This is a genomic window from Micromonospora inaquosa, from assembly GCF_003857055.1.
Classification (GTDB): domain Bacteria; phylum Actinomycetota; class Actinomycetes; order Mycobacteriales; family Micromonosporaceae; genus Micromonospora; species Micromonospora inaquosa.
Genome location: NZ_QGSZ01000231.1, coordinates 1 through 21193 on the forward strand (window position 1 = coordinate 1; position 21193 = coordinate 21193).

At 71.8% G+C, this 21193-nt stretch carries 21 protein-coding genes, 1 tRNA gene and 1 pseudogene; 18 read left to right on the plus strand and 5 right to left on the minus strand.

Annotated elements, in window-relative coordinates:
• Positions 1 to 65: 65 nt before the first annotated feature.
• From DLJ59_RS19340 to selB, 9 genes and pseudogenes are all read left to right on the plus strand, one after another.
• Positions 66 to 863, plus strand: coding sequence for a PrsW family intramembrane metalloprotease (locus DLJ59_RS19340; protein WP_124774047.1), 798 nt, complete (start codon positions 66 to 68; stop codon positions 861 to 863).
• A 117-nt stretch (positions 864 to 980) separates the two neighbouring features.
• A pseudogene (locus DLJ59_RS19345) lies at positions 981 to 1304 on the plus strand (IS607 family transposase); the annotation flags it as partial.
• Positions 1301 to 2434, plus strand: a complete 1134-nt coding sequence (gene tnpB / locus DLJ59_RS19350) for an IS607 family element RNA-guided endonuclease TnpB (RefSeq protein ID WP_208648766.1) — start codon at positions 1301 to 1303, stop codon at positions 2432 to 2434. The pseudogene DLJ59_RS19345 and the gene tnpB, both read left to right, overlap by 4 nt.
• Before the next feature lie 106 nt (positions 2435 to 2540).
• Entirely contained in the window at positions 2541 to 5813 is a 3273-nt protein-coding gene (fdh, locus tag DLJ59_RS19360; RefSeq protein ID WP_279635765.1) for a formate dehydrogenase, read from the plus strand.
• Positions 5785 to 6771, plus strand: a complete 987-nt coding sequence (locus DLJ59_RS19365) for a 4Fe-4S dicluster domain-containing protein (protein ID WP_124774051.1) — start codon at positions 5785 to 5787, stop codon at positions 6769 to 6771. The genes fdh and DLJ59_RS19365 overlap by 29 nt, the downstream gene beginning before the upstream one ends.
• A complete protein-coding gene (nrfD, locus tag DLJ59_RS19370; protein WP_208648768.1) occupies positions 6768 to 8030 on the plus strand; it encodes an NrfD/PsrC family molybdoenzyme membrane anchor subunit in 1263 nt (420 codons plus the stop codon). Before DLJ59_RS19365 ends, nrfD begins: the two co-directional genes overlap by 4 nt.
• Positions 8031 to 8043: 13 nt before the next feature.
• Positions 8044 to 8139, plus strand: a tRNA-Sec gene (locus DLJ59_RS36355).
• A 20-nt stretch (positions 8140 to 8159) separates the two neighbouring features.
• Entirely contained in the window at positions 8160 to 9464 is a 1305-nt protein-coding gene (selA, locus tag DLJ59_RS19375) for an L-seryl-tRNA(Sec) selenium transferase (RefSeq protein WP_124774052.1), read from the plus strand.
• 2 nt (positions 9465 to 9466) lie between these two features.
• Positions 9467 to 11251 carry a selenocysteine-specific translation elongation factor gene (gene selB / locus DLJ59_RS19380; protein ID WP_124774053.1) on the plus strand — a complete coding sequence of 595 codons (1785 nt, stop codon included), beginning with the start codon at positions 9467 to 9469 and terminating at the stop codon, positions 11249 to 11251.
• A gap of 24 nt (positions 11252 to 11275) precedes the next feature.
• Here the strand turns inward: selB and DLJ59_RS19385 are convergent, their stop codons facing one another.
• The gene (locus tag DLJ59_RS19385) at positions 11276 to 12316 is read right to left on the minus strand and encodes an NAD(P)-dependent alcohol dehydrogenase (RefSeq protein WP_124774054.1); all 1041 of its coding nucleotides are present in this window, start codon (positions 12314 to 12316) and stop codon (positions 11276 to 11278) included.
• 97 nt (positions 12317 to 12413) lie between these two features.
• Here DLJ59_RS19385 and DLJ59_RS19390 point away from each other — a divergent pair, with 97 nt between their 5' ends.
• From DLJ59_RS19390 to DLJ59_RS19410, 5 genes are all read left to right on the plus strand, one after another.
• Positions 12414 to 13022: a TetR/AcrR family transcriptional regulator gene (locus tag DLJ59_RS19390; RefSeq protein ID WP_124774055.1), complete on the plus strand. Its 609-nt coding sequence runs from the start codon at positions 12414 to 12416 to the stop codon at positions 13020 to 13022.
• A gap of 55 nt (positions 13023 to 13077) precedes the next feature.
• The gene (locus DLJ59_RS19395; RefSeq protein WP_124774056.1) at positions 13078 to 13827 is read left to right on the plus strand and encodes a hypothetical protein; all 750 of its coding nucleotides are present in this window, start codon (positions 13078 to 13080) and stop codon (positions 13825 to 13827) included.
• Between the two features lie 57 nt (positions 13828 to 13884).
• A complete protein-coding gene (locus DLJ59_RS19400) occupies positions 13885 to 14082 on the plus strand; it encodes a hypothetical protein (RefSeq protein ID WP_030327722.1) in 198 nt (65 codons plus the stop codon).
• A 79-nt stretch (positions 14083 to 14161) separates the two neighbouring features.
• Positions 14162 to 15439 carry a hemolysin family protein gene (locus DLJ59_RS19405; RefSeq protein ID WP_124774057.1) on the plus strand — a complete coding sequence of 426 codons (1278 nt, stop codon included), beginning with the start codon at positions 14162 to 14164 and terminating at the stop codon, positions 15437 to 15439.
• Positions 15440 to 15511: 72 nt separating this feature from the next.
• Positions 15512 to 15697 carry a hypothetical protein gene (locus DLJ59_RS19410; protein ID WP_124774058.1) on the plus strand — a complete coding sequence of 62 codons (186 nt, stop codon included), beginning with the start codon at positions 15512 to 15514 and terminating at the stop codon, positions 15695 to 15697.
• Between the two features lie 5 nt (positions 15698 to 15702).
• On the opposite strand, the gene DLJ59_RS19415 is transcribed toward DLJ59_RS19410, so the two are convergent.
• Positions 15703 to 16353 (minus strand): hypothetical protein, encoded by a 651-nt coding sequence (locus tag DLJ59_RS19415; RefSeq protein ID WP_124774059.1) that lies wholly within the window; start codon positions 16351 to 16353, stop codon positions 15703 to 15705.
• A 133-nt stretch (positions 16354 to 16486) separates the two neighbouring features.
• On the opposite strand from DLJ59_RS19415, the gene DLJ59_RS19420 reads away from it, so the two are divergent.
• Positions 16487 to 16690 carry a hypothetical protein gene (locus tag DLJ59_RS19420; protein WP_124774060.1) on the plus strand — a complete coding sequence of 68 codons (204 nt, stop codon included), beginning with the start codon at positions 16487 to 16489 and terminating at the stop codon, positions 16688 to 16690.
• Between the two features lie 5 nt (positions 16691 to 16695).
• Here the strand turns inward: DLJ59_RS19420 and DLJ59_RS19425 are convergent, their stop codons facing one another.
• The 3 genes from DLJ59_RS19425 to DLJ59_RS19435 form a co-directional block, all read right to left on the minus strand.
• Entirely contained in the window at positions 16696 to 17172 is a 477-nt protein-coding gene (locus tag DLJ59_RS19425; protein ID WP_124774061.1) for a hypothetical protein, read from the minus strand.
• Positions 17169 to 17381: a hypothetical protein gene (locus DLJ59_RS19430; RefSeq protein WP_030327717.1), complete on the minus strand. Its 213-nt coding sequence runs from the start codon at positions 17379 to 17381 to the stop codon at positions 17169 to 17171. The genes DLJ59_RS19425 and DLJ59_RS19430 overlap by 4 nt, the downstream gene beginning before the upstream one ends.
• Before the next feature lie 99 nt (positions 17382 to 17480).
• Positions 17481 to 18362: a universal stress protein gene (locus tag DLJ59_RS19435; RefSeq protein ID WP_124774062.1), complete on the minus strand. Its 882-nt coding sequence runs from the start codon at positions 18360 to 18362 to the stop codon at positions 17481 to 17483.
• Positions 18363 to 18478: 116 nt separating this feature from the next.
• Between DLJ59_RS19435 and DLJ59_RS19440 the strand changes: the two genes are divergently transcribed.
• The 3 genes from DLJ59_RS19440 to DLJ59_RS19450 all read left to right on the plus strand — a co-directional run bounded on the left by DLJ59_RS19440 (position 18479) and on the right by DLJ59_RS19450 (position 20987).
• On the plus strand, positions 18479 to 19225 hold the full coding sequence (locus DLJ59_RS19440) for an SAM-dependent methyltransferase (protein WP_124774063.1): 747 nt from the start codon (positions 18479 to 18481) through the stop codon (positions 19223 to 19225).
• A 71-nt stretch (positions 19226 to 19296) separates the two neighbouring features.
• Positions 19297 to 20469, plus strand: a complete 1173-nt coding sequence (locus DLJ59_RS19445) for a PP2C family protein-serine/threonine phosphatase (RefSeq protein ID WP_124774064.1) — start codon at positions 19297 to 19299, stop codon at positions 20467 to 20469.
• A gap of 56 nt (positions 20470 to 20525) precedes the next feature.
• On the plus strand, positions 20526 to 20987 hold the full coding sequence (locus DLJ59_RS19450; RefSeq protein ID WP_124774065.1) for a MarR family winged helix-turn-helix transcriptional regulator: 462 nt from the start codon (positions 20526 to 20528) through the stop codon (positions 20985 to 20987).
• Positions 20988 to 21193: the final 206 nt, after the last annotated feature.

The following is a 21193-nucleotide window of genomic DNA, read 5'->3' on the forward strand; positions in this document are numbered from 1 at the left end:
GGGTTGGAGTTGTGAGGATCTCAGGGGGTGGGTCTTCGTAACCTTGGTCGGCCAGACTGCGCGGTATGCGTGATAGTTCCCGCCGGTGGGCGTGGCTCGGGGTGCTCGTCATCGGGTTGATCCTCTACATGGCGGTGCTGCGGACCCTCGTCAGCACCAAGAATCCGAACTTCGTACCGGCGTTGATCCTGCTCGGGGCGACGCTGGTGCCGTTGACGTTCCTGACATTCGCGCAGGCCCGCACCGGGCGGTGGCAGGTGCCGGCGTCGGTGCTGGTGACGTCGGCGTTCTTCGGCGGTGTGATCGGCACGGTGGTCGCCGGCACCCTGGAGTACGACACCCTGCGCGGGCTCGGCGCCCTGCCGATGCTGTTCGTGGCGTTGATCGAGGAGTCGGCGAAGCTGATCGTCCCGGTGGTGCTGCTGTTCACGGTGGTGGCCCAACATCGGCGTCGGGTGCCGTCGGACGGGCTGATCATCGGTGTGGCGGCCGGTATGGGCTTCGCCGCGCTGGAGACGATGGGCTACGCCTTCACCGCGCTGCTGAGCTCGCAGGGCAACATCGGCGCGGTGGAGCAGACGTTGTTCATCCGTGGGCTGACCGCGCCCGCCGGGCACACCGCCTGGACGGGGCTCACCGCCGGCGCGCTCTGGGCGCTGTTGGCAAGCCCGAGCGTCGCCCGGCTCTTCGGGTTCATCGGCACGTTCCTGGGTGTCGTCGTCCTGCACACCCTCTGGGACACGTTCTCCGGCTCACTGGTCTTCGTCGTGTTGGCGATCATCAGCATCGGCTGGTTGTTCTGGGAGCTGCGCCGCTACCGGACCTTCAGCGACCAGCGGATCGGCCAGCTGCAACAGCACTGACCATCGCCGTACTCCATGCCTCTCCATGCCCCTCCCGGGCTGCTCGACAGGCCGGGGGCTGACAGCTGCCGGCGTGTCGGTCGTCAGTTGTGCTCGCTGGTCGGCATAGTTGGCGTCGTGCCCACCTACCGGATCGGCCGCCTGATCATGGTCGGAGATCCGGTCACCGGAACGGCGGCCGAGGCCGGGCAGACCGTGGTGTACGAGCGGGTGTCGTCAGCCGATCAGAAGGCGGATCTGGACCGTCAGGTCGCCCGGGTGTCCGTGTGGGTGACCGGTCAGAAGCTCGGCGTGGACCGGGTGGTCACCGAGGTCGATGACGATCTGGTCTGCGACGTCATCGAGATCCTGACCTCGCTGTGCGCCCGCCTGTCCGGTCGTCGCGCCGCCGCGAACCGCGCCCGCCGCGTAGTCGAAGCCGCTACCGGGGCTCGGGTGTGAAGACGATTCAGGCGTACCGGTTCGCCCTCAACACGGGCTTGGAAGCCCTCGCGCGCGGCTTGAAGAATTGGGCTGACTCCCGCGGGGGCGCACGGGCCGGGCGAGTGGTCAGGTTTCCCCGGTTCAAGTCCCGCCGCCGCACTGCGCCATCCGTGCGGTTCACCACCGGGGCGATCCGGGTCGAGCCCGACCGCATGCACGTGGTGCTGCCGAGGCTGGGTCGGTTGAAGCTGCACGAGTCGGCCCGCAAACTCGCCCGGCGTTTGGACAACGGCACCGCCCGGATCATGTCCGCGACCGTGCGGCGCGGCGGCGGACGCTGGCACGTGTCGTTCACCGTCGAAGTCGAACGGGCCGAACGCGCCCCTGCCCGGCCGCGGTCGGTCGTCGGCGTGGACGTCGGGATCAAGCACCTTGCGGTGCTGTCCACTGGCGAGTTGGTCGACAACCCGCGCCACCTAGCCGCCGCGCACCAACGCATGCGCTCGTTGGGCCGGGCGCTGTCACGCAAGACCGGCCCGGACCGGCGTACCGGAAGACGGGCGTCGAAGCGGTGGGAGCGGGCAGCTGCGCGGGCCGGTCGTGCGCACGCCCGGGTCGCTCATCTGCGCCGCGACGGGCTGCACAAGCTCACCACCCGGCTCGCGCGTGAGCACGCCACCATCGTGGTCGAAGACCTCAACGTGGTCGGGATGCTGGCCAACCGCAAGCTGGCCCGGTGCGTCGCCGACGCCGGGTTCGCGGAGATCCGTCGCCAACTGGCGTACAAGACCGGGTGGAACGGCGGCCGTCTGCTGCTGGCCGACCGCTGGTATCCGTCCTCCAAGACCTGCTCGGGTTGCGGCACGGTGAAAACCAAGCTGGCCCTGTCCGAGCGCGAATACACCTGCGAGGCGTGCGGTCTGGTCATCGACCGGGACCGCAACGCCTCCTTGAACCTGGCCGCTCTCGCGGCCGAGTTCGATACCGTCGGGAGTGGCCCGGTGGCAGCACGTGGAGCCGACCAGAAGACCCGCGTACGCGGGCAGGTGGCGACGAAGCGTGAACCCGGCACGGCATCCGCCGGTCAGACCGGGACCGTCCCGCCGCAAGGCAGGACTACCAACCGTGTGTTTGCTAAAGCGCACTGAGAGGTAACGGAGGCATGACTGTTGGTGATCCCGCTGCGACCGGGCCGGCATCTCATCTAACGTCAGAGTGTTCATATTTGGCGGGATTAGTCGGGAAGGTGTGGCGATGGGGGTGCGCAGCTGGTTCGAGGGTTGGCCGGTCTATCGCCAGCTCACCGGCACGGACCCGTTGGGTCGGGGTGCGGCGGCGAAGTCCGATGGGTCTCGCGCGCTCACTGCCCGGACGGATACCGCTGACAGTGTGGCCCGGTCGGTCTGTCCGTACTGCGCTGTGGGTTGTGGTCAGCGGGTGTTCGTGAAGGACGGGCAGGTCAGTCAGATCGAGGGCGATCCGGACAGCCCGATCTCGCGGGGTCGGCTCTGTCCGAAGGGTTCGGCGAGTAAGAGCCTGGTGACGAGCCCGTTGCGGCAGACGACGGTCCGCTACCGCCGCCCGTACAGCACGCAGTGGGAAGGTCTGGAGCTCGACACGGCGCTCGACATGATCGCCGACCGGATCCTGGCCGCCCGGGAGCAGACCTGGGAGGACGTCGACACGCAGGGCCGGCCGCTCAACCGGACGCTGGGGATTTCCAGTCTGGGTGGGGCGACGTTGGACAACGAGGAGAACTACCTCATCAAGAAGTTGTTCACCGCGATGGGGGCTCTCCAGATCGAGAACCAGGCCCGTATTTGACACTCCGCCACTGTCCCCGGTCTGGGGGCCAGCTTTGGTCGTGGCGGTGCGACGGATTTCCAGCAGGACATCGCCAACGCTGACGTGATCGTCATTCAGGGTTCGAACATGGCTGAGGCGCACCCGGTGGGTTTCCAGTGGGTGATGGAGGCCAAGCGCCGAGGCGCGAAGGTCTTCCACGTCGACCCACGGTTCACGCGAACCAGCGCGGTCGCGGATGCATATCTGCCGATTCGGGCCGGCACGGACATCGCGTTGCTCGGTGGGGTGGTGCGCTACATCCTGGACAACGAGCTGGACTTCCGGGAGTACGTGGTCGCGTACACCAATGCGGCGACGATCGTGAGCGAGGAGTTCAGCGACACTGAGGACGGCGACGGCTTCTTCTCCGGTTTCGATCCGGAGACCGGCACGTACGTGCAGGACAGTTGGCAGTACGAGGGGCACGAGGGTTCGTCGGGCAGTGGGCACACCGCGCAGGAGCGGGACAGCGCTGCGGGGTTGACGCACGAGTCGCACGGCGCGCAGGTGGGTGGGCAGACCCGGCGTGACGAGACGTTGCAGCATCCGCGTTGCGTCTACCAGATCCTCAAGCGGCACTTCGCCCGTTACACGCCGGAGATGGTGGAGCGGGTCTGCGGTATCTCGCAGGAGAAGTTTCTGGAGTTGGCGCGGGCGTGGACGGAGAACTCGGGTCGGGATCGCACCGGGATGTTGGTTTATTCGGTGGGTTGGACGCAGCACAGTGTTGGGGTGCAGTACATCCGTACCGGTGCGATCATCCAGTTGTTGTTGGGCAACATGGGTCGTCCGGGTGGTGGGGTGATGGCCCTGCGGGGGCATGCCAGCATCCAGGGGTCGACTGACATTCCGACGTTGTTCAATTTGTTGCCGGGCTATCTGCCGATGCCGCACCACGCCGAGCACCCGACCCTGGACGAGTGGGTGGACAGCATCCGCCACCCCGGGCAGAAGGGGTTCTGGGGTAACGCGAGGTCGTTCGCGGCGAGCCTGCTGAAGGCGTACTGGGGTGACGCGGCGACACCGGAGAACGATTTCTGCTACGGCTACCTGCCCCGGATGACTGGTGATCATGGCACGTACCAGCAGGTGCTGAACATGATCGACGGGAAGATCAAGGGGTACTTCCTACTTGGGCAGAACCCGGCGGTCGGGTCGGCGCACGGTCGGGCGCAGCGGCTCGGCATGGCCAACCTCGACTGGCTGGTGGTCCGGGACCTGTTCATGATCGAGAGTGCGACGTTCTGGCAGAACGGCCCCGAGGTGGCGACCGGGGAGATCGTGCCGGAGGAGTGCCGTACCGAGGTGTTCTTCCTGCCCGCCGCGTCGCATGTGGAGAAGGAGGGCACCTTCACCCAGACGCAGCGCCTGTTGCAGTGGCGGGAGAAGGCCGTCGAGCCGCCAGGCGACGCCCGCTCCGAGCTGTGGTTCTTCTATCACCTGGGCCGAAAGCTGCGGGAGAAGCTGGCCGACTCGCCGTTGCCGCGCGACCGGGCGCTGCTCGACCTCACCTGGGACTACCCCACGCACGGTCCACAGGCGGAGCCGAGCGCCGAGGCGGTGCTGCGGGAGATCAACGGGTACGACGTGACGACCGGCCGCCCGCTGTCCGGTTTCGCCGAGGCACGCGCGGACGGCTCCACCGCGATCGGTTGTTGGATCTACACCGGGGTGTACGCGGACGGGGTGAACCAGGCGGCCCGCCGCAAGTCCCGACACGAGCAGGACTGGGTGGCCGCCGAGTGGGGGTGGGCGTGGCCGGCGAACCGGCGCATCCTTTACAACCGTGCCTCCGCGGACCCGGACGGTAACCCGTGGAGTGAGCGCAAACGCTACGTGTGGTGGGACGCGGAGAAGTCCGAGTGGACCGGCTACGACGTGCCGGACTTCGAGAAGACCAAGCCACCGTCGTACCGGCCGGCACCCGGCGCGTCCGGGACGGAGGGCATCGCCGGCGACGACCCGTTCGTCATGCAGGGCGACGGCAAGGGTTGGTTGTACGCGCCCAGCGGTGTCCTGGATGGTCCGCTGCCGACGCACTACGAGCCGGTGGAGTCGCCGGTGCGTAACCCGCTCTACGGCCAGCAGGCCAATCCGACCCGCAAGATGTACGCGCATCCGGTGAATTCGGTGAACCCGAGCCCGCCGCAGGAGCACGGTCAGGTGTTCCCGTACGTGTTCACGGTCAGCCGGCTCACCGAGCACCACACCGCCGGCGCGATGAGCCGGACCGTGTCACCGTTGGCCGAGTTGCAACCGGAGATGTTCGTCGAGGTGTCCCCGGATTTGGCCGCCGAGGTCGGGCTGACGCATCTGGGCTGGGCGCACCTGGTCAGCGGCCGCGCGGTGATCGAGGCGAAGGTGCTGGTGACCGACCGGCTCACCCCGCTGCGGGTGGATGGTCGGATCATCCACCAGGTGTGGTTGCCGTACCACTTCGGTTTCGAGGGCTTGGTGACCGGCGACTCGGCGAACGACCTGTTCGGCATCAGCCTGGACCCGAACGTCCTGATCCAGGAGAGCAAGGTCGGCACCTGCGACGTGCGGCCGGGCCGTCGCCCGACCGGGCCGGCGTTGCTCGACCTGGTGGCCGACTACCAGCGGCGCGCCGGGATCACCCCGGGCCAGCACGCCCCGGCCGTGACCACTGACGATGAGGGGAAGGAGCACGGTGCTTCCTGACCCGAACAGCCTGTACGGTCCGTTGGACCCGGCACCCGAGGCGGGCTACGAGAACGCGCCGCCGCGGATGGGGTTCTTCACCGACACCAGCGTCTGCATCGGCTGCAAGGCCTGCGAGGTGGCCTGCAAGGAGTGGAACGGTGTTCCCGAGAGCGGGCTCGACCTGCTGGGCATGTCGTACGACAACACCGGGGCCCTGACCGCGAACTCGTGGCGACATGTGGCGTTCATTGAGCAGCCCCGCCCGGCCGGGCATCGCGCCTCGCCGGCGGACGTCCTCGGCGCGCCGGTGGACGTTGGCCCTGACCGGCCGGTCGACGCGGGACCGCAGTTTCTGGGGATGCCGGGGGCCCAGCCGCCGGGGCGGGGGTCCGGTGCGGAGGGTCGCACGGATTTCCGGTGGTTGATGATGTCGGACGTCTGTAAGCACTGCACCCATGCGGCGTGCCTGGACGTGTGTCCGACGGGTTCCCTGTTCCGGACGGAGTTCGGCACGGTGGTGGTGCAGGAGGACATCTGCAACGGCTGCGGCTACTGCATCTCCGCCTGCCCGTACGGCGTGATCGATCAGCGTAAGGACGATGGTCGGGCGTGGAAGTGCACGCTGTGCTACGACCGGTTGGGTGCGGGGATGATGCCGGCGTGTGCGCAGGCGTGCCCGACCGAGTCGATTCAGTACGGCCCCCTCGACGAGTTGCGCGAACGCGCCGCCGCCCGGGTCGGGACGCTGCACGACCGGGGGGTTCCCGAGGCGCGGCTGTACGGGCACGACCCGAACGACGGCGTGGGTGGTGACGGTGCGTTCTTCCTGCTCCTCGACGAGCCCGAGGTGTACGGGCTGCCACCTGACCCGGTGGTGACCACCCGCGACCTGCCGAAGATGTGGAAACGTGCCGGCCTCGCCGCGCTCGCCATGGCGGCGGCGACCGTCGCCGCGTTCGTCGGAGGTTCCTCATGACCCCACCGGGCCCGGTCGGCGACCGGTTCCGTCGTTTCCGGGAGCGGCTCGCCGCCGAGGGCAGCCACCAGGCACGGGTGGGCGACGACCGGACCAGCGCCGCGGGCGGTGCGGAAACCGCGAGCGGTGCCGAGCTTGCGCACGGCGGCGACCGCCCGAACGACAGGGACACCGCCAGCGGTAACGGGGCCGCCGGTTCCCGTCGCGGCGACCGGCCGGCGCGGCGAACGACCGAAGCCTCCGGCCGGCGACGCGGGCGGCGCGGCGGTGGCGGCGAGGAACTGCGGGTGCCGGAGGCCGAGTTCACGTCCTACTACGGTCGGCCCGTTCTGAAGGCACCGGTCTGGAAGTGGGACATCGCCGCGTACCTGTTCACCGGCGGGTTGGCCGCCGGCTCGTCGCTGCTCGCCGCCGGTGGGCAGCTCACCGGCCGGCCCGCGCTGCGCCGCGCCGGTCGGGTCACCGCGTTGGCCGCCGTCAGCGCCAGCGCCGTCTTCCTGGTGAAGGATCTGGGCCGTCCGGCGCGGTTCCACCACATGCTGCGGGTGGCCAAGCCGACCTCGCCGATGTCGATGGGCACCTGGATCCTCACCGCGTACGGGCCGGCGGCGGGCGTCGCCGCGATCGCCGAGGCGGCCGGTGTGCTGCCCCGGCACGGTCTGCTCGGGCTGGCCGGCCGGGTGTTGCCGCCGATCGGGCACGCCGCTGGGCTGGTCGCCGCCGGCACCGCACCGGCGCTGGCCACGTACACCGGGGTGTTGCTGGCGGACACGGCGGTGCCGTCGTGGCATGAGGCGTACCCCGAGTTGCCGGTGATCTTCGCGGGCAGCGCGCTGGCCAGCGGTGCCGGCGTGGGTCTGCTCGCCGCGCCGCCGGCCCAGGCCGGGCCGGCCCGCCGGATGGCGGTGGCCGGCGCGGCCCTGGAGCTGTACGGCGCGCATCGGGTGGAGACCCGCCTCGGCCTGCTCAGCGAGCCCTACCGGTTGGGCCGGCCTGGTCGGTTGCTGCGCGCCGGGCGGCTGCTGACCGCCGGCGGGGTGGCGGGCGCCCTGTTGGGACGGCGCAGCCGAGTGGTCGGTGCGCTCTCCGGTACCGCGCTGCTGGCCGCGTCGGTGCTGACCCGGTTCGGCATCTTCTACGGTGGCGTCGCCTCCGCCCGCGACCCTCGGTACACGGTGGTGCCCCAGCGCGAACGGCTCGAAGCCCGACGAAGCAGCATGGATCTTCCACCTAATCGGGCGGCCCCGCCCACGGTGTGATCGAATGTCCGGTGGAGGCGTTCAGGCGGCTGGTGCCCCTCCCGGTCTTCAAAACCGGAGTGGTCCGGGACCCGGGCCAGGCGGGTTCGATTCCCGTCCGTCTCCGCCACACCGCTTGGAGATGACGTGATGGGCGACGGCCCGGTGGACCCGCGACGGCGGGTGCCCCGTACGGACACCCTGCTCGCCGATCCGGTGCTGGCCGCCGCCACCGTCACCCTCGGCCGGGACCAGGTCAAGGCGGTCGTTTCCCACGCGCAGGACCGCGCCCGCCGCGGTGAGCTCAAACCCGACGAGGTACGCGACGCCGCTGTCGCCGCGCTGCCCACCCCGGGGCCCCGGGTGGTGCTCAACGCCACCGGTGTCGTGCTGCACACCAACCTGGGCCGGGCGCCGTTGTCGTCCGCAGCGGTCGCCGCGGTGGTGGCCGCCGCCGGGCACACCGACGTCGAGTTGGACCTCGCCACCGGCCGGCGGGCCCGCCGCGGCCGGGGCGCGCTCGACGCGCTGGCCGCCGCCGTACCCGACGCGGGGGCCGTGCACGTGGTCAACAACGGCGCCGCCGCGCTGGTGCTGGCCGCCACCGCGTTGGCCGCCGGCCGCGAGATCGTGGTCAGCCGGGGCGAACTGGTCGAGATCGGCGACGGTTTCCGCCTGCCTGACCTGCTGGAGAGCACCGGCGCGCGGCTGCGTGAGGTGGGCACCACCAACCGCACCACCCTCGCGGACTACGCCGCCGCGCTCGGCCCGCAGACCGGCTTCGTGCTCAAGGTGCACCCGTCGAACTTTCGGGTCATCGGCTTCACCTCCACCACCGGCGTTCGGCAACTGGCCACGCTCGGGGTGCCGGTGGTCGCGGACATCGGCTCCGGTCTGCTCGACGCGGACCCGCTGCTGCCCGACGAACCGGACGCGGCCAGCACCCTGCGCGCGGGCGCCGCACTGGTTACCGCGAGCGGCGACAAGCTGCTCGGTGGGCCGCAGGCGGGGCTGCTGCTGGGTGACGCCGAGCTGATCGACCGGCTGCGTCGCCACCCGCTGGCCCGGGCGTTGCGGGTGGACAAGCTCACCCTGGCCGGGCTGGCCGCCACTCTGCACCAACCGGGCACCCCGACCCGGGCGGCGCTGCACGCCGACCCGGGTGTCCTGCGCGAACGGGTGGAGCGGCTGCGGGACCGGCTCGGCGCGGACGGCCGCAAGGCGGAGGTGGTGCCGGCCGTCGCGGTGGTCGGCGGGGGCGGCGCCCCCGGGGTGGAGCTGGACTCGTGGGCGTTGAGCCTGCCCGAGCGGTACGCGGCGCCGCTGCGCACCGGAGACCCGCCGGTCCTCGGCCGGGTGGTGCGCGGCCGGCTCCTGCTCGACCTGCGCTGTGTGCCCGCCGACGCCGACGAGGCCGTCCGCCAGGCGGTGCTGCGCGTGCCCGGGGACGACTGACCGTGTTCGTCGTCGCGACCGCCGGGCACGTCGACCACGGCAAATCGACGCTGGTGCGGGCGTTGACCGGGATGGAACCCGACCGATGGGCGGAGGAACGCCGCCGGGGGATGACCATCGACCTGGGTTTCGCCTGGACGACACTGCCGTCCGGCGGCACCGTCGCGTTCGTCGACGTACCCGGGCACGAACGGTTCGTGCCGAACATGCTCGCCGGGGTCGGCCCGGTCCCGGCGGCGCTGATCGTGGTGGCCGCCGACGAGGGCTGGATGCCGCAGTCCGCCGAGCACCTGGCCGCCCTCGACGCGCTCGGCGTCGCGTACGGCCTGTTGGCGGTGACCCGCGCGGACCTGGCCGATCCGGGGCCGGCGACGGCCCGCGCCCGCGCCGAGATCGCCGCGACCAGCCTCGGCGCGGTGCCGGCGGTGGCGGTCAGTGGCCTGACCGGCGCGGGCCTGCCGGAGCTGCGGGCCGCCCTGGACCGGCTCGCCGTCGACCTTCCCGTGCCGGTGCTGGATGATCCGGTCCGGCTCTGGGTGGACCGCAGCTTCACCGTGCGGGGCAGCGGCACCGTCGTCACCGGCACCCTCGGCGCCGGTCGGCTGCGGGTGGGCGACGAACTGGAGCTGGCCGGCGCCGACGAACCGGTCCGGGTCCGTGGCCTGCACTCGCTGGGCGAGGCCCGACCGGAGGCGGCGGCGGTCGCCCGGGTCGCTGTCAACCTGCGCGGTACGCCCCGCGACCGGCTCGGCCGGGGCGACGCGCTGCTCACCCCGGGCCGGTTTCACCACACCGACCTGGTCGACGTCCGGCTCGCCGGCGACCCGGCCGCCGACCTGCCGGCCACCCTCACCCTGCACGTCGGGTCGGCGGCGGTGCCGGTACGGGTGCGCCCGCTCGGCCCGGACACCGTCCGGCTGCGGTTGGCCCGACCGCTGCCGTTGCTGGTGGGTGACCGGGCGCTGCTGCGGGACCCGGGCCGCCACCACGTCAGCGGCGGGGTGCGGGTGTTGGACGTGGCACCCCCACCGCTGGCGCGACGCGGCGCGGCTGCCGCCCGCGCCCAGGTCCTCGCCGAGCTGGACGGTCGACCCGACCTGGCGGGGGAGCTGCGCCGCCGCCGGCTGGTCCGGGCCGGCGCGTTGGTCCGGATGGGCGTGCCGGTGCCCACCGCGCCGGGTCAGGGCCGGCCGGCGTTCGCCAAGCCGGTGGCCGGTGACTGGTTGGCCGACCCCGCGTACTGGCGGATGCTCGCCGGGCGGCTGACCGAGGAGGTCGCCCGCCACGCGCGCGAGCACCCGTTGGAGCCCGGGATGCCGGTGGACGCGTTGCGGCAGCGTCTCGCCCTGCCCGACCGGGTCCTGGTCGAGGCGCTGGTCCGGCCGCCGCTGCGGATCCACTCCGGCCGGGTCGGGGCGGCGAGCACCGCTGCGCTGCCCGAACCGGTGGCCCGGGCCGTGCAGCGGGTCCGCGCCGAGTACGGCGACCGGCCGTTCCGCGCCCCCGAAGCGGATCGCCTCGTCGACCTCGGTCTGGGCCCCCGGGAGATCGGTGCGGCGGTGCGCGCCGGTGCCCTGCTGCGGTTGGCCGACAACGTGGTGTTGCTGCCCGACGTGCTCGACGACGCGGTGCGGGTGTTGGCCGGGCTGCCGCAGCCGTTCACCCTCTCCGCGGCGCGGCAGGCGTTGGACACCACCCGCCGGGTGGCGGTGCCCCTGTTGGAGTTGCTGGACCGGCGGGGCGCGACCCGCCGGCTTCCCGACGACGCCCGCATCGTCGTCACCTGAGCGCCGCGACCTCGCCAACCACGTTCAGTCCAGGTCGGACATGTCGAGCACGAAGCGGTAGCGGACGTCGTTTCGCCGCAGGCGGTCGAGTGCCGTGCCCACCTGCGCCGACGGGAGGACCTCGATGTCGGCGGTGACGTCGTTGTCGGCGCAGAACCGGAGCATCTCGGCTGTCGAGCGGCGGCCTCCGCTCCCGGCGGAGCTGAGCTTCTTGCGGCCGATGAGCAGGTCGGTGGTTTCGACGGTCACCGGACCCAGGTATCCGAGCAGGCTGAGGGTGCCGTCCATCGCCACGAGCTTCAGATAGGGAGCGAGGTCGTGCGGTGCGGAGACGGTGTCGATGACGAGGTCGAAGGTGTCGCGGGCAGCAGCCATCTGCTGGGGATCGGTGGAGTCGACGAGGTCGTGTGCGCCGAGCCGGCGGGCGTCGTCCCGCTTGTCCAGCGTGCGGCTGATCACGGTCGTGGTAGCGCCGAGTGCCACGGCCATCTTGACCGCGAGGTGGCCCAGGCCGCCGAGCCCGGCCACGGCGACGCGAGTGCCGGGGCCGACGCGATGGGAGCGCAGGGGCTCCCAGACGGTGACGCCGGCGCACAGCAGCGGGGCGGCTGCGGCCGGGTCGAGGCCGGCGGGGAGCGGATAGGCGAAGGTGTTTCGCACCACGTATTCGCGGGAGAAGCCACCCAGGGTCGTCGACCCGTCCTGTCGGTCTGTGCCGCCGTAGGTCAGGGTCGGGAAGGAGTGGCAGAAGTTCTCCTGTCCGGCTGCGCACATGGCACAGGCGCCGCAGGAGTCGACGATGTTGCCCACCGCGACGCTCTCGCCGATCGAGAAGCTGGTCACCTCGGGGCCGGTGCCGGTCACCACGCCGGTGAATTCGTGACCCGGCACCAGCGGTGCGTTGGTGTGCTGGCCGTAGTCGCGCAGGGCGTGCAGGTCGCTGTGGCAGACCCCGCAGTGGTCGACCCGCACCGCGATGTCGTCCGGGCGTAGGTCACGGCGCTCGATCTCGGTACGCCGCAGCTCCGTCGGGCCGGTCGCTCGCCATCCAGTGGTCCTTCGCATGATCGATCTCCTACAAACAGACTGTTCGGTCTGTTGCAGCCTAGGTCGGGCGGCGAGCCGAAGCAAACCAACCGTTCTGTTTTGCTAGTGTGGAAAAATGCCGGAGCAGCCCCTGACCTCGCGAGGTGCCGCGACCTACCAGCGCATCCTGGACGCCGCCACCGAGGAGTTCGCCCAACACGGCATCGCCGGGGCCCGCGTCGAACGCATCGTGACGGCGGCCCGCACCAACAAGGCGCAGCTCTACGCCTACTTCGGGGACAAGGAACGACTCTTCGACGCGATCTTCCTCAGCTCGCTGGAACGCATCACCAACGTCGTGCCCATCGACGCCGACGATCTCGCCGACTGGGCCGTTCGTCTCTACGACGAATACCTGCGCCGCCCCGACCTCATCCGGCTCGCGACGTGGACGCGGCTGGAACGCCGGCCCGCCGGACACCTCGTCGAGACCCACCAGCACTACGACGATCGCAAGCTCACCGCAATCGCCGAGGCCCAGGCCGCCGGTCGGATCCGCGGTGGTGACCCGTTCGACATCATGGCCCTGGTCATCGCGATGTCCATGGCCTGGTCGCCGGTGAGCAACGTCTATGCGGCCAGCAGTCAGGAACCCGACGACGTGCATTCCCGACGTCGAGATCTGCTGCGCGAGTGCGTCCGGCGCGCCACCGTGCCGACGGACCAGGATCAACCTGACCGCTGACCGCCGCGACCGATCCGGTGCTGACACGGTTGCGCCGAGATGCGACGGTGGGCTGATGGTCGAGGTGACCCCGTCCCGGTCGCGGCCGTTCGATGGTCGGTGGCGGGAGATCGTCCCGGTGGCGCTGCGCTGGGGGCTGCCGGTGCTCTGGGTGCTGTGGGCCGGTCTGGCGTGGTGGGTCGAGCCCCGCCAGTCGACCGAGGCCCAGCTCGACCGCGATCTCGCGACCGGCCAGGTGGTGGCCTTCCAGCGGGCGTCCGGCTGGGCCGACGACGGCGCGTACTGGGGGAGCCGGCCCCGACCGCAGTTTGCGACAAACGGCGCGATGCTCGTCTGGACAGTGCCGAACGGCCAGAGCCGCTACATCCTTGACGCAACGCCCGCCTGGGATTCGCATCTCGCCGAGCCGGACCCGTCGGCGGGCGCCCCGCCGAGCTGGCGGGAAGCTCGGCTCGCCACCATTTCCGCTGCGGGGAGCGCGGACGGTGACCCGGGGCAGCGGATCGGGAACGCCGCGGGTCTGCTCGCCGGTGTGCTGACTCTGCTGTGGCTGGGCCGGCTGATCGTCGGCGCGCCGCCGCTGGCCGGCAGCAGGTGGTTCTGGTTCTGGGTGGGGCTCCTGCCGTTCGGGACAGGTGTGCTGGCGTGGACGTACCGGGAGTTGTGGAAACCGCCGCAGGCGCCGGTGCCCGGCCGGGGCTCGGGGTGGCGTGGCTTCGGCTGGTTGATCCTCGCCGGCATCGGGATCAGCCTGCTGGTGTCCGTCGCCCGGATCGTGTTCGGAACGACGGTGGTGCCGGGCTGAGCCGGCGGTGCCGGCCAACCGACCCCGAGGTCGGCGGTGGTCACCTACGGTGACGCCATGGACCCTTCGGCGGTCTGGCGGGACCGGCAGCACCGGTGGCGGATCGAGGCGTACCGCGCTCCGGACCTGCGCTTCGCCATCTACGCCACCAACGGCCCCACCGAGTCGGTGCCGCTGTGGCTGTTCGGGATGTCGGCGTTGGCCCGGTGGCTGATGACCCACGCCATCTCGCTGGACGACCTGGAGGTCGACTGAACCGGGCGCGGTGGCAAACCGGGCCCGCGCCGCGGCCCGCTGCGGTTGAGTGACCTCAGGCGGCGGACGGGGGTACGCGATGGGCGGTCAGCTCGGGCAGTTGGCGTTGGTGGCCGTGCTGGTGCTCGTCAACGCCGCGCTCTCCGGCAGTGAGATGGCGTTGGTGACCCTGCGCGAGGGGCAGTTGCGGCGGCTGGGTCGGCGCAGCCGGGCTGGGGACCGGTTGGTGCGGTTGTCCCGCGACCCGAACCGCTACCTGGCCACGATCCAGCTGGGGATCACCCTGGCCGGGTTCCTCGCGTCGGCGGCGGCAGCGGTGTCGTTGGCCGGTCCGCTGGTCGGCCCGTTGGGTTTTCTCGGTGGGGCGGCGCGTCCCGCCGCGGTGCTGCTGGTGACAGTGGCGTTGACGTTCGTCACGCTGGTGCTGGGCGAGTTGGCGCCGAAGCGGCTGGCCATGCAGCGGGCCGAGCGGTGGGCGTTGCTGAGTGCCGGTCCGCTGGACCTGCTCGCCCGGGTGTCCCGCCCGGCGGTGTGGTTGCTCAGCCGGGCCACCGACGCGGTCGTGCGGCTGGCCGGTGGTGATCCGAGGGCCAACCGGGAGGAGATGACCGAGGAGGAGCTGCGGGAGATGCTGGCCAGCCAGCGCGGCCTGTCGGCCCAGCAGCGGGAGATCCTGACCGGCGCGTTCGACATCGCCGGCCGGACGCTGCGGGAGATCCTGGTGGCCCGGCGGGAGGTCACCACGCTACCGGCGAGCCTGGCCGCCGACGAGGGGGTCCGGTGGCTCGCCGCCGCCGGACGGTCCCGTGCTCCCGTCACGGGTCCCGGCGGCCTGGACGAGGTGCTCGGGGTGGTGCACATCCGTGACCTGGTGCGGGCCGGCACCGCCGAAGTGGGCGAGCGGGTCCGTGCGCCGCTGCTGCTGCCGGTGACCCTGCCGGTCGCCGACGCGATGCGGCAGTTGCGGCAGGAACATCAGCAACTGGCCCTGGTCGTCGACGAGCACGGCGGCATCGACGGCATGATCACCATGGAGGATCTGCTGGCCGAGGTGGTCGGCGAGTTGTACGACGAGACAGACCGTGACGTGCGCGGGGTCGTCCGGGAGCCGGACGGCTCGCTGCTGGTGCCCGGTGACTTTCCGCTGCACGACCTGCCGGACCTGGGGGTGCGGCTGAGCTTCCCGTTGTCCCGGGACTACACGACGGTCGCTGGTCTGGTGCTGGCCCGGCTGCGGCACCTGCCCGACTCCCCGGGTGAGACGGTGCGGCTGCCCGGGCTGACCCTGCAGGTGGTGGAGGTCGCCGATCGGGCGGTGCGCCGGGTACGGCTCTGCGGGTTCGTCACCGAGCGCTGACACTCACTCAGAAGAATGACAAAAGGTCCAAACTGGTACGCCGGCGACCGTGGTCCGCTTACCGTGCCAGACGTGAAGGACCGAGGATTGCGGACGTTCGTCACGGTGCTGGCCGGCCTCGCGGTGATCTACTTCGGCAGCGCCGGGCGCAGTCCCGAGGAGGGCCGCGGCATCTCCGGCGGGGTGGTCATCCTGGCCCTGCTCGCCGCGCTGCTGGTGTGGCACCTGACCCGTCCGGGGGACAAGACGGTCAAGTGACAGCGTCACCGGGCGGCGACGCGGGTGACCTCACCGGCGGACTCCTCACCCAACGCCACCCGCACCAGCGCAGAGGCGAGCCGGCCGAAGTCCGGTTCGTCGACGAGACCGGCGAGCCGATCCGGGGACCCCGGCAGACCCAGCCGCTTCGCCCCGGCCAGGGCCCGACGGTCGGCGTACGGGCGCACGTCCGACCAGACCGACTGCGCCTCGCGCAGGTAGATGTCAGCCCCGGTGGGGCCGATGCCGGGGAACTCGGTGAGTCGCCGACGCAGCCCGGCGGGATCACCCTGGGCTTCCCGGTGCAGCCGTCGCAGGTCGCCGTGCCAGCGGTCCAGGCACAGCCGGGCGCCGGTGCCGAGCATGGTGGCGGTCCGCTCGTCGTAGCGGCGGTAGTGGCCTCGGCCCAGCGCGTCGACGCGCTCCTGCCAACTGGCCGCCTCCATGGCCTGTGGGGTGCGGTAACCGGCGGCGAACAGCTCGCGGGCGGCGTCCACCGCCACACACGCCCGGATCCGGGTGCTCAGCAGCGTGGTCAGCACCAACAGCTGGTAGAGCGGGCCGGGCCGGTCGGCGAGCTTGATGCCGGCCTCCTCGGCGTACGTGCGGCCACGCCGGTCGAGCAGGACCCGCACCACCGTTCGATCATTGCCCACACCCGTGGGGTACCCAGTTGGGGACGCGCTAGCCGTCGTACCGGTGACAGCTGTCGGAATGCCACAGCGGCGGGCGGGTATGCCGGCGGTGGAGGCGGTCGATGCCGCCTGCCGTACCGGAGGGAGACACCCCGTGACGAACCCGCAGCAGCAGGAGCTGCGCCGCAACGCACTGGGCGCGACCAGCCAGGACAACAAGGGCCCGGCTCCGGGCGGGCATCCGGCCAACCGTGGTACGTCGCGTGGCGACCAGGGTCGACCGGTGCCCAAGGGGCAGGTGTCGCCGTACGGCCCGGCCGGCGAGCCGGTGGCCGAGGACGACAGCGACACCCGCTGACCCGATCAGCGACCGCGACCTGGCGGCCGCCGCAACCTGTTCCAGGTGGCGGCGGCCGCCAGCCCGTACGCGAGGTGCGGAATGATGTCGGAGATCCAGTCGGAGCGCCGCCAGGTGCGCGGGTCGCTGATCCCGAGCACCGTGATCGACCCGTCGGTCATGGTCATGACACCGGCGCCGAGCAGCCCGGTGGCCACCGGCAACGGCTGACGCCGACCACCCGCGTACAGCGCGAACCCGACGCCTGCGGCGATTCCCAGCCCGTACCCGATGAGCGGCCCGAGGCCCGAGCGGCGATTGGCCGCCCGGGCCCCGTTGCCCAGGTCCACGTGCGCGATCCCGGCCAGCCGGTCGACGGTCTCCTGCGGGACGTCGCTCTCGGGCCGTCCCCGCAGTGCCATGTCGAGGTAACTGACCACGTTCAGCGCGGTGCTGCCGACGGCGCCCGCGATGGCGCCGTCGGCCACGTCGACCCTGCTCACTTCGGGTCGCCCGGTTCGCGCTCGCTCTTCGGGCCGTACGCGCGGTCACCGCGCACCACGCCGCGTTGGCCGCGATCCTCCTGGAGGATCCGGTTGGCGACCTGGTTGGCCTTGCCGTCGGGCACCCGGCGTCCGGAGTCGTCGATCGCGTTGCGCAACCGTGCCCGCTGCTTGTCGTACGCGTTACTGCCCGGCCGTGGTCCTGGCATCTGTGCCTCCTTCGTCGGTCTGGGCACCTGGTGCTGCCCACCGTCCGCTGGGCGTACCGCGGCCGTCTACCCGCCTGGCGGCGGACGAACCCCGGCGGGCTAGTGGGGAGCGCGGACCACCATGACCGGGCAGTGGGCGTGGTGCAGCATCGACTGGCTCACCGACCCCAGCAACAACCCGGTCACCTCGCCGCGCCCGCGCCCGCCGACCACCGCCAGTTGGGCGGAGCGGGACGCCTCGGCGAGCACGGTGCCGGGTCGACCACGTGTCGCCTGGCACGTCAACCGCAGACCCCGGTGGTCCTCGGTGAGGCCGGTCAGCCACCCGGCGAGCATCCGTTCCTGCTCGCGGTGCAGCTTCGCCTCGTCGTACACCAGGGGTTGCATGTCGCCCGGTCCGCTGCTGCCGGGGTGCCGGTACGCGTGCACCGCCACCAGCGGCACGCCGAGCGACACGGCCATCTCGGCGGCGACGTCCGCCGCCCGCCGGGAGGCGTCCGAACCGTCCACCGCCACCAGCACCGGCTGGTCGGGGCGTTGCGTGCCGCGGGCGACCAGCACCGGGCAGTCGGCGTACGCGGCGACCTGCACCGCGACCGAGCCGACCACCAGCGCGGAGAACCCACCGAGCCCGCGGTCGCCGAGCACGATGAGCGCGGCGGTGGGGGACTCGCCCACCAGCACCGCGGCGGCCTCCCCGTCGATGATCTCGCCGGAGATCGACAACCCGGGCGCGGTGGCCTCGGCCTCGTTCACCGCGGCCTCGACGAGTTCCTCGGCCCGGTGACGCAGTCCACCGCCGGGCGGCGCGTCCGGGGCGGGGGAGACCGGTACGCGTAGCAGCGGCCAGATGAAGCCGTGCACGACCCGCAGTGGTCGATGCTGTCGGGCCGCCTCGGTGGCGGCGAGGCGGACGGCGCGTAGCGCCGGCTCCGAGCCGTCGACGCCGACCACCACCGCCGCGTTGTTCGCCGAGTTCACCGCCCACCTCCGCTCGCGGCCAGTATCGCGGGCCCGGACCCCTTCGCGCCGTGATACCGCTGAGCGCGTCCCGATCGGTACGCTGACGAGGACCGGCCGGGGAGGGAGCGTCGCCGATGGGTGAACCAGACCAACCGAGCACCGCTCGCATGATCGACTTCTGGCTCGGCGGGCAGCATCACTTCCCGGTGGACGTGGCTGCCGCTCACGCGTTCGAGCAGGCGTACGGGCCGTGCGCGCCGGTGTTCCGGGAGCTGCGGGCGTTCCTGGGTCGGGTGGTGCGGGCGATGGCCGGTCAGGGCGTGGACGGTTTCCTGGTGTTCGGCGCCGGGGTGCCGACGATGGGTAACGTGCACGAGGTCGCCACCGACGCGACGGTGCTCTACACCGACGTCGATCCGGTCACCATCCGGTTGGGACAGAGCATCCTCGCCGGCAGCGACCGGGCCGACTACGGCTTCGGCGACGCGACGGACATCGGCACCATCGATCCGGCGCAGCTGCACCGCTTCGTGCCGGGGTGGGGTCGGCGGCCGGTCGGGGTGGTCTTCCTCGGCCTGGCGGCGTTCCTCGACGACGCCACGCTGACCCGCACCCTCGACGAGTTGTACGCTGCCGCGGCGCCGGGCAGCCTGCTGGCGGTGGACTTCGACACCGAGGAGCTGGCGGGTCACCCGGAGGCGCTGGCCATGATGGGCCCGCAGTTTCGGATGCGCCCGCCGGCGGCGTTCGCGCCCCTGCTCGGTCGATGGGCGCCGACGGCGGACGGGATCGTCCCGGTCGCCCAGTGGCGGGCGGAGGGTCCTCCGGCCCGGGTGCCCGACGCGTTCCACGGTGTGCTCGCGACCCGGGCGGCTGACTGACCGCGCCGATCCGCCGTCCGAGGGCGTCCGTATGATGCTTGCCCTATAGCAAGCTTCTGGGGAGGACGACGATGGTAGACGCGCCGGACGTGGTGTCGCGCGCGTTGCGCGAAGCCCCGCCCGACCAGTTGGCCGAGGCGGCGGACCGGGCGATCCGGTCGGCGATGGGCGCGTTGCGCACCGACGTCTTCGTCGCCGACTACCGGATCAGCGGCCTCTGGCCGGTGCTGCACCCGGACCTGCCGGCGGGTGGGTTCCTGGAATGCCACACCGTGGCGCAGCGCTGTTTCAGCAGCCAGCAGCCGGTACGCGACGGCGAGGGCCCGTGCCGGCTCTACCTGCCGTTGACGGTGTGGGGGGAGCGGCTGGGGGTGCTGCTGATCGAGCTGCCGGCCGTGCCGAATCCGGCGGTCACCGGTCAGGCCACGGACATCGCCGACGCCCTGGCGGTGGCGATGCGCGCGGCGGACCGGGAGACCGACCGTTACCGGCGGGCCCGCCGACGGGAGCGACTGACGATGGCCGCCGAGATGCAGTGGGATCTGCTGCCCGGTCGCGGTGTGGCGCACCACGCGTTCGATCTGGCCGGTCAGCTCGAACCGGCGTACACGGTGGGCGGTGACCACTTCGACTGGTCGCTGGACGGCGACCGTCTCACAGTGACGGTGCTCAACGGTGAGGGCACCGGGCTGGCCGCGTCGCTGTTGACCGCCGTCACCGTGAACGCGATGCGCAACGCGCGGCGCTCCGGTGGCGGCCTGGTGGAACAGGCCGAGCTGGCCTCGGACACGGTCTTCTACCAGCACCGGGGCGCTCGGTACGTGGCCACCCTGCTGCTCGAGGTGGACACTCGCTGCGGTCGGGTGCGGGCGGTCGACGCGGGTTCGCCCCATCTGCTGCGGATGCGCGGGTCCACGGTCGAGCCCATGAAGCTGGACCAGCAGCTGCCGCTGGGCATGTTCGCCGAGACGCGCTACGAGCTTCAGGAGGTGCAACTCGCTCCGGGCGACCGTCTCTTCGTGGTCAGCGACGGGGTGTGGGCCGCCGAGCCGCCGGGGCAGGAGCCGTACGGGCAGCGGATGATGGCGCGTTCCCTGCGTGCCACTCGGCTGCAGCCACCGGCCGAGGCGGTTGGTACGGTGATGCGCGAACTGCACGCCTATCACGCGGATTCCGACCTGCGCGACGACGCCGTCGTGGTCTGTCTGGACTGGCATGGTCCACGCGAACAGGGCACGGGGTGAGAGTCGCGGCCGCGTTGTCGGGCGGGCACCAGCGCGACGACGGCAGGGGACATCAGGTGGAGCGACCTGCGGATCTCGCCGCGGCGATCGACGCGGCCGCCGGGACGCTGATCGCTGTTCTGGACTCGGCTGCGGCGCGGCATCAGGTGCCGCCCACCCAGCTGCGGGTGCTCACGCTGATCTGCGGTCGACCGGAGACCAACGTCAACGGGTTGGCGGAGTTGCTGGACGTGGTGCCGTCGTCGGCGAGCCGCCTGTGCGACCGGCTGGAGGCGACCGGCCTGTTGCGCCGGGTGGCCGATCCCCGCGACCGGCGGGAGGTGCGGTTGGTGCCGACCGCCGCTGCGCTGACCCTGTTGCGGGAGTTGGCCGAGCGGCGTCAGCGCGCGGTGCAGGCGGTGCTGGACCGGATGCCGGCGCGGATGCAGCACGAGCTCCTGCTGGCGCTGGTCGGTTTTGCGAGGGCGGCGAACGCGGTGCCCGAGCAGCAGACCGACTCCGCGGTGCAGACGGCCTGAACGCCGCCCCCTTCTTCACTAGTATCCTAGGATGCCTTAGGCGTGGTGACCCACGCCATAGTGCGGCACAGCCGCACCAACAGCCCGGCGACGGCGCCCGGCACGCGTGAGGAGGCCCGATATAGTGGCAGCGCATCTACCCGGCCCGCGATCTCGATGACCGCGGGCCGCATCAGGGGAACGGGCCCCGCCCGGGGCCGCAGGGG

What these genes read in the sequence shown, in the direction of transcription:
- DLJ59_RS19340 (WP_124774047.1), top strand. Translation starts at nt 66, where the DNA reads ATGCGTGATAGTTCCCGCCGGTGGGCGTGGCTCGGGGTGCTCGTCATC.
- DLJ59_RS19365 (WP_124774051.1), top strand. Translation starts at nt 5,785, where the DNA reads ATGAGGGGAAGGAGCACGGTGCTTCCTGACCCGAACAGCCTGTACGGT.
- nrfD (WP_208648768.1), top strand. Translation starts at nt 6,768, where the DNA reads ATGACCCCACCGGGCCCGGTCGGCGACCGGTTCCGTCGTTTCCGGGAG.
- selA (WP_124774052.1), top strand. Translation starts at nt 8,160, where the DNA reads ATGGGCGACGGCCCGGTGGACCCGCGACGGCGGGTGCCCCGTACGGAC.
- DLJ59_RS19385 (WP_124774054.1), bottom strand. Translation starts at nt 12,316, where the DNA reads ATGCGAAGGACCACTGGATGGCGAGCGACCGGCCCGACGGAGCTGCGG.
- DLJ59_RS19390 (WP_124774055.1), top strand. Translation starts at nt 12,414, where the DNA reads ATGCCGGAGCAGCCCCTGACCTCGCGAGGTGCCGCGACCTACCAGCGC.
- DLJ59_RS19395 (WP_124774056.1), top strand. Translation starts at nt 13,078, where the DNA reads ATGGTCGAGGTGACCCCGTCCCGGTCGCGGCCGTTCGATGGTCGGTGG.
- DLJ59_RS19400 (WP_030327722.1), top strand. Translation starts at nt 13,885, where the DNA reads ATGGACCCTTCGGCGGTCTGGCGGGACCGGCAGCACCGGTGGCGGATC.
- DLJ59_RS19405 (WP_124774057.1), top strand. Translation starts at nt 14,162, where the DNA reads ATGGGCGGTCAGCTCGGGCAGTTGGCGTTGGTGGCCGTGCTGGTGCTC.
- DLJ59_RS19430 (WP_030327717.1), bottom strand. Translation starts at nt 17,381, where the DNA reads ATGCCAGGACCACGGCCGGGCAGTAACGCGTACGACAAGCAGCGGGCA.
- DLJ59_RS19440 (WP_124774063.1), top strand. Translation starts at nt 18,479, where the DNA reads ATGGGTGAACCAGACCAACCGAGCACCGCTCGCATGATCGACTTCTGG.
- DLJ59_RS19445 (WP_124774064.1), top strand. Translation starts at nt 19,297, where the DNA reads ATGGTAGACGCGCCGGACGTGGTGTCGCGCGCGTTGCGCGAAGCCCCG.